Annotated in this window: 1 protein-coding gene; it reads right to left on the minus strand. The window is 36.2% G+C overall.

All coding sequences use genetic code 11. From position 1 onward, the window contains the following. A partial coding sequence (locus SB679_RS26450) for a helicase HerA-like domain-containing protein (protein WP_410705416.1) occupies positions 1 to 232 on the minus strand: 232 nt, incomplete at both ends.

Below are 232 nucleotides of genomic sequence, written 5' to 3' on the forward strand. Positions count from 1 at the left end.
GTGTAATAAAATAGATCCCCACTCCTTTGGAACGAATCAGCTTTACCATGGTTTCAATCTGCGAAAGAAGAGCCTTTGATGCTTCATCAAAAAGTAAGTGAGCTTCATCTATAAATAACACTAATTTTGGCTTTCCGCTATCACCCTCTTCAGGGAATGTCATATAAATTTCCGCAAAAAGTGAAAGCATAAATGTGGAAAATAATTGTGGCTTATTCTGTATATCAGCAAC

The organism is Chryseobacterium sp. SIMBA_029 (assembly GCF_046535275.1).
Lineage (GTDB): Bacteria > Bacteroidota > Bacteroidia > Flavobacteriales > Weeksellaceae > Chryseobacterium.